Genomic DNA, 5,313 nt, shown 5'->3' on the forward strand with positions numbered 1-5,313 from the left:
GCCGCCGCGTGGGGCCGTCGCCCGCCGAGCACCCGGACAGCGCCGCGGCGAGGGCGCCGAGTCCGGCGCCCACCGCCCGCCTGCGGTCCCACCGCGCGCTGGTCACGGCGGAAGCGTAACCGCCCGGCGCGCCCGCCCGGGGCATCAGGATGCGCCCGGGTGCGCCCGGGTGCGCAAGACTTCCGGACCTGTTCACCCGCGCGTGGCCCACACCCTCCCGGACCGGTCGGGTACGGCCGGTCGAATGACGTCGGGGCAGAGGTCTGGACCAACCCGGACTCGCCAATTCCGTGTCTCATTCCACCCGTTGCCCCACTCGTGGACGAGTGGTCTATACCTTTGGCATTAGGGTGGGCCACCTGAAACGGGCACATACACAGCCGTGGGGGGCTTTATGACCGTGCATCACCTTCCGCAACCACCGTCCGACGAGGAGCTCTACTGGTACTTCGGCCCGCAACGCCGCTGGGTCCTGGTCAGTACCTCACTCGCCTTCGTGTTCACCGCGGCGACCATGTTCACCTTCGCGCTGCGCACCCCGGCCCTGTGGGCCTTCCTCGCCGTCCTCGGCCTCAACGTCGTGGCCCTCGCCCTCTCCTCCGTCAACAGCCTGCGCCAGCGCCGGCTGACCCGGCAGTCGCACGAGGTGCTCGTGCACGCCTGGAGTCCCGCCGGCCTGCCGTCCGTCGACCTGTACCTGCCCACCTGCGGCGAACCCCTCCCCGTACTGGCCAACGCCTACCGCGCGGTGGCGGCCGTCGACTGGCCCGACGCGCTCACCGTCTGGATCCTGGACGACGCCGACCGCCCCGAAGTCGCCGCGCTGGCCGCCTCGTACGGCTACGCGTACGTCGTGCGCCCCGACCGCGGCCACCTGAAGAAGGCCGGCAACCTGAACCACGCCCTCACCCTCAGCGGCGCCGAGTTCATCGCCATCCTGGACGCGGACTTCGCGCCGCGGCCGGACTTCCTGCGCCACCTCGTGCCGTACCTGGCCGACCCCGCCGTCGGCATCGTGCAGAGCCCGCAGTGCTTCGACACCGACGAGACCATGGACTGGATCCAGCGGGCCGCCGGCTCCGCCCAGGAGTGGTTCTTCCGCTGGATCCAGCCCTCCCGGGACGCCAGCGACGCCGCCATCTGCTGCGGCAGCAATGCCGTCTACCGGCGCACCGCGATCGACCTCGCCGGCGGCTTCGCCCGGCTCGACCACAGCGAGGACCTGTACACCGGTCTCGCCCTCCACGAGCAGGGGTTCCGCACCCTGTACGTACCGGTGCTGGTGGCCAAGGGCACCTCCCCCGACGAGGTCACCTCCTTCGTGAACCAGCAGTACCGCTGGGCGATGGGCAACCTCCACCTGCTCGGCACGCCCGTCCTGAAGCGGATGCGCGCGCCCTGGCGCATGCGGCTGTGCTTCTACGAGGGCGTCGTCGGATACCTGACCACGGCGGTGAACACCTTCGCCGCGCCGCTGCCGCCACTGGTGATGATGTTCTGGTACCCCGACCACATCCGGCCCTGGCACGTGCTGCCGCTGCTGGCCCCGCTGTGGCTCTGGCACGTGCTGCTGCCCCGGATCAGCCGGACCCGCTGGCGCGTGGAGGTGATCCGGGCGAACGTCCTGACGAGCGTGGCCGCCGCCACCGCCTTCCTGCACACGCTGCGGGGCCGCAGCGCCGCCTGGGTGCCCACCGGCGCGCGCGGTGCGACGGCTTCCGGCGGGATGGCCCGCCGGGTGGTGGCCGTCTCCCTGGCCTGGCTCGTCCTCTCCAACGGCGCGGCCGCCGCCGGCCTCGCGCTGGCCGTCGCACGCAACGGCTGGGAGCCCAACTGGGGCCTGCTCCTCTACCTCCTGGTGCAGTGCCAGATCAACGTCCCGCTGATCCGGGACCTGACGGCCGAACTGCGCCCCGCGGCACGGGCCCGCCGCGCGGCGGCCGCCCCGGCCCGGCACCCGGCCGCCGAACCCCTGGGCACCCGCGTACGGGCGGCCCTGCGCTCCCGTACCGGCATGCTCCCCCGCCGTTGGCCCGAGACCCTCGCCGCCTCGGCGGTCCTCCTGCTCACCGGCCTGCTGGCATCCGGGTGGGTCAACCCGATGCTTCCGTGGCTGAGTTGAAAGGCTTCCTCACCATGCCGTTCCCTGTGGCTCCCGGCCCGCTTCCCTTGCGGGGGCGCGCCGCCCAGCCGCCCGGCCCTCCGGCGTCCGGATCGCGCTCCGGCGGCGAGTCCGGACCCAGCCCGCACCGGTCCGCCTTCCGCCCCGACATCGAGGGACTGCGCGCCGTCGCCGTCCTCGCGGTCCTCGCCTTCCACGCCGGGATACCCGGCACGGCGGGCGGTTTCGTCGGTGTGGACGTCTTCTTCGTCATCTCCGGCTACCTCATCACCGGCCTGCTGGTCCGGGAGGCGGTCACCACCGGCCGGATCCGGCTCGGGGACTTCTTCTCCCGGCGCGCCCGCCGGCTGCTGCCGTCGGCGGCCGTGGTACTCGGCGCGGTGGCGGTGGCCGGGGCCTGGCTGACCGTACCCCTGCGCCGCGCCGACCTGGAGTACGACGTCGTCGCCGCCGCGCTGTCCGCCGCGAACTGGCGGTTCGTCTCCCAGCAGACCGACTACCTCGCCGCCGGCCACGGCCAGAGCCCGCTGCTGCACTTCTGGTCCCTCGCCGTCGAGGAGCAGTTCTACCTGTTCTGGGCCCCGCTGCTGGCGGTGATCGTGCTCTGCGCGGCCCGGGCGGTCCGGCGCGGCCGGGCCGTGCGCTCCGCCGTGGCGCTGGTCGCGGCGCCGCTGGTCCTCGGCTCGTTCGCCCTGTCCCTGTACTGGACGGGCCACTCCGTGTCGCTCGCGTACCTGGCGACGCCGTCGCGCGTCTGGCAGTTCGGCGTCGGCGCGCTCCTCGCGCTGCTGCCCTGGCACCTGATGCGCGGCCCGCGTCCGCTGCGGCTGCTGTGCGGCTGGGCCGGCGCGGCGGCGATCGGCTGGTGCGTCGTGTCGTACGACGCCTCCACCCCGTACCCGGGCTTCGCGGCGCTCGTACCGACCCTGGCCACCGCCGCCGTCATCCTCGCCGCGATCCCCGGCCGGGGCGAGCGCGACGTCCAGGGCGCGTACGGTGTCGGGCGGCTGCTGGCGGGCCGGGCACCCCGCGCGGTCGGGCGGCTCTCCTACAACCTCTACCTGTGGCACTGGCCGGTGCTCGTCCTGGCCGAGGCCCGGTTCGGGGCCCTCGGCTGGCCCGCCAGGACCGGACTGACGCTCGCGGCCGTCCTGCCCGCCCTCGCCACCATGCGCTGGGTCGAGCAACCACTGCGGCGCAGCCGTACGGTCTCCGAACTCCCCCGGCGCGGCCTGTCGGTGGGCGTCTCGGCCATCGTGCTGCCCGTCGTGCTCGCGCTGGTCGTCGGCAGTACGACGCTGCACCTGCTCGGACCGGCCACCCCGGGCGACATGAAGGGGCTGCCACCGGGCGCCGCCTCCGGCCCCACCCTGCTGGCCCGGACCGCCGGTGCGCCCCTGCCGGACGGCCCCGTGGTCCCGAGTCCCGTCCAGGCGCGCAAGGACTTCCCGCCGGACGCGCCGTGCGAGGTCGCCCCGGCCGTGACGAGCAGCCCCGCCTGCCTGTTCGGCGCGGTGGACAGCCCCGACCGGATCGTGCTGCTCGGCGACTCGCACGCCGGCCAGTGGTTCTCCCCGATGCTGGCGCTGGCCGCCGAGCGGGGCTGGGCCCTGCAGGAGCTGGTCAAGCAGGGCTGCCCGCTGGCCCGGCTGGAGGTGCACAGCCCCCAGCTCGGACGCGCGTACCGCGAGTGCGACACCTGGCGGGCGGACGCCCTGGAGCGGCTGCGGCAGCAGCCGAAGCCCCGGCTCATCGTGATCGCCTCGCTGAACCGGTACACCGCCGACGCGAAGCTCCTGGCCGAGGGCTGGGAGAAGACCCTGGAGCCGCTGCGGGCGCTGGGGGCACCGATCGTCTACATCGAGGACACCCCGGTTCCGGGTACGGACGTCCCGGCGTGCGTGTCCGGCAGCCCCGACTTCCCCGACGCCTGCGCGTTCAGCCGCGCCGACTCCCGGCAGCCCGACCCGCTGGCCCCGCGGATCGCGTCCGGCGCGCTGCCCGGTGTACGGGGCATCAGCGTGAACCCCGTGCTGTGCCCGGGCGACGGCCCGACCTGCCCGGCCGTGGTGGACCGGATCCTGCTCTACCGGGACGACGCCCACCTGACCAACGTGGCGGCCGTCGTCCTGACGCCCCGGCTGGAGCGGCTGCTCACCGAGTCCGGCGCCCTCCCGGCGCGGGCCCCGGCCGGCACGCCCCCGCCCGGCACGTCCGGGACGGCCGCCGCGGACGGGTGGACCCGGCTGCTGCGGGACGACTTCGACGGTCCGGCGGGCAGCGCCCCGTCCCCCGCCGAGTGGATCCACGACACCGGCACCTGCTACCCGGGGTGCCCCGCGCCGCAGTGGGGCACGGGCGAGATCGAGACGATGACCGACTCCACCGACAACGTGCGGCTCGACGGGAAGGGCGCCCTGGAGATCGTCCCCACCCGGAAGGACGGCGCGTGGAGTTCGGGGCGCATCGAGACGAAGCGCTCGGACTTCGCCGCGCCGCCCGGCGGAACCCTGCGCATCGAGGCGTCCATCGCGCTGCCCGATGTCACGGGGGCCGCGGCCGCCGGCTACTGGCCGGCGTTCTGGACGCTGGGGGCGCCGCTGCGCGACGGGTACACGGGCTGGCCGGGTGTCGGGGAACTCGACGTCATGGAGTCGGTGAACGGGCGGGACACCGTGTTCGGCTCCATGCACTGCGGCGTCCCGGACGGCGGCCCGTGCGCGGAGCCGGTCGGCCTGACCTCGGGCCCCCAGCCGTGCCCGGGCTGCCGTACGGCGTTCCACTCGTACGCCGTCGAGGTCGACCGCACACCCGGCGCGGAGGAGGTGCGCTGGTACCTGGACGGACGCGTGTACCACCGGGTGTCCGCGGACCGGATGGACGCCGGAACCTGGAAGCGGGCCGTGGACCACGGGGTGTTCCTGATCCTCAACGTGGCCATGGGCGGCAAGCTCCCGGAGGCCGACGGTGCGACCGTGGGGCCCGCGACCGAGCCGGGCCGTCCGATGCGGGTCGACCACGTCACCGTCTCGACCCGGGCGGGTAACGGATAGCGGGCCGGCCCGGGCGCACACGCCGCGGGGGCAGCCGACGCGGTCGCGTCGGGGGGCCCCCCGGGGGGGTGCCGGGGGGGGGCGCGGGCGGTGTATTTTCCCGAGACCGCGGGGTGCCCCGCGCCCCCCCCCCCCCAC

2 protein-coding genes are annotated in these 5,313 nt (G+C 74.8%); both read left to right on the plus strand.

Going from position 1 to position 5,313, the window contains the following annotated elements; genetic code table 11:
- The first annotated feature begins 394 nt into the window (after window positions 1–394).
- On the plus strand, window positions 395–2,122 hold the full coding sequence (locus ABT106_RS30915; protein WP_351284093.1) for a glycosyltransferase family 2 protein: 1,728 nt from the start codon (window positions 395–397) through the stop codon (window positions 2,120–2,122).
- A 14-nt stretch (window positions 2,123–2,136) separates the two neighbouring features.
- Window positions 2,137–5,175 (plus strand): SGNH hydrolase domain-containing protein, encoded by a 3,039-nt coding sequence (locus ABT106_RS30920; RefSeq protein ID WP_351284096.1) that lies wholly within the window; start codon window positions 2,137–2,139, stop codon window positions 5,173–5,175.
- The last annotated feature ends 138 nt before the right edge of the window (window positions 5,176–5,313 follow it).

The organism is Streptomyces sp. NPDC002044, from assembly GCF_040296725.1.
GTDB classification, from domain to species: domain Bacteria; phylum Actinomycetota; class Actinomycetes; order Streptomycetales; family Streptomycetaceae; genus Streptomyces; species Streptomyces antarcticus.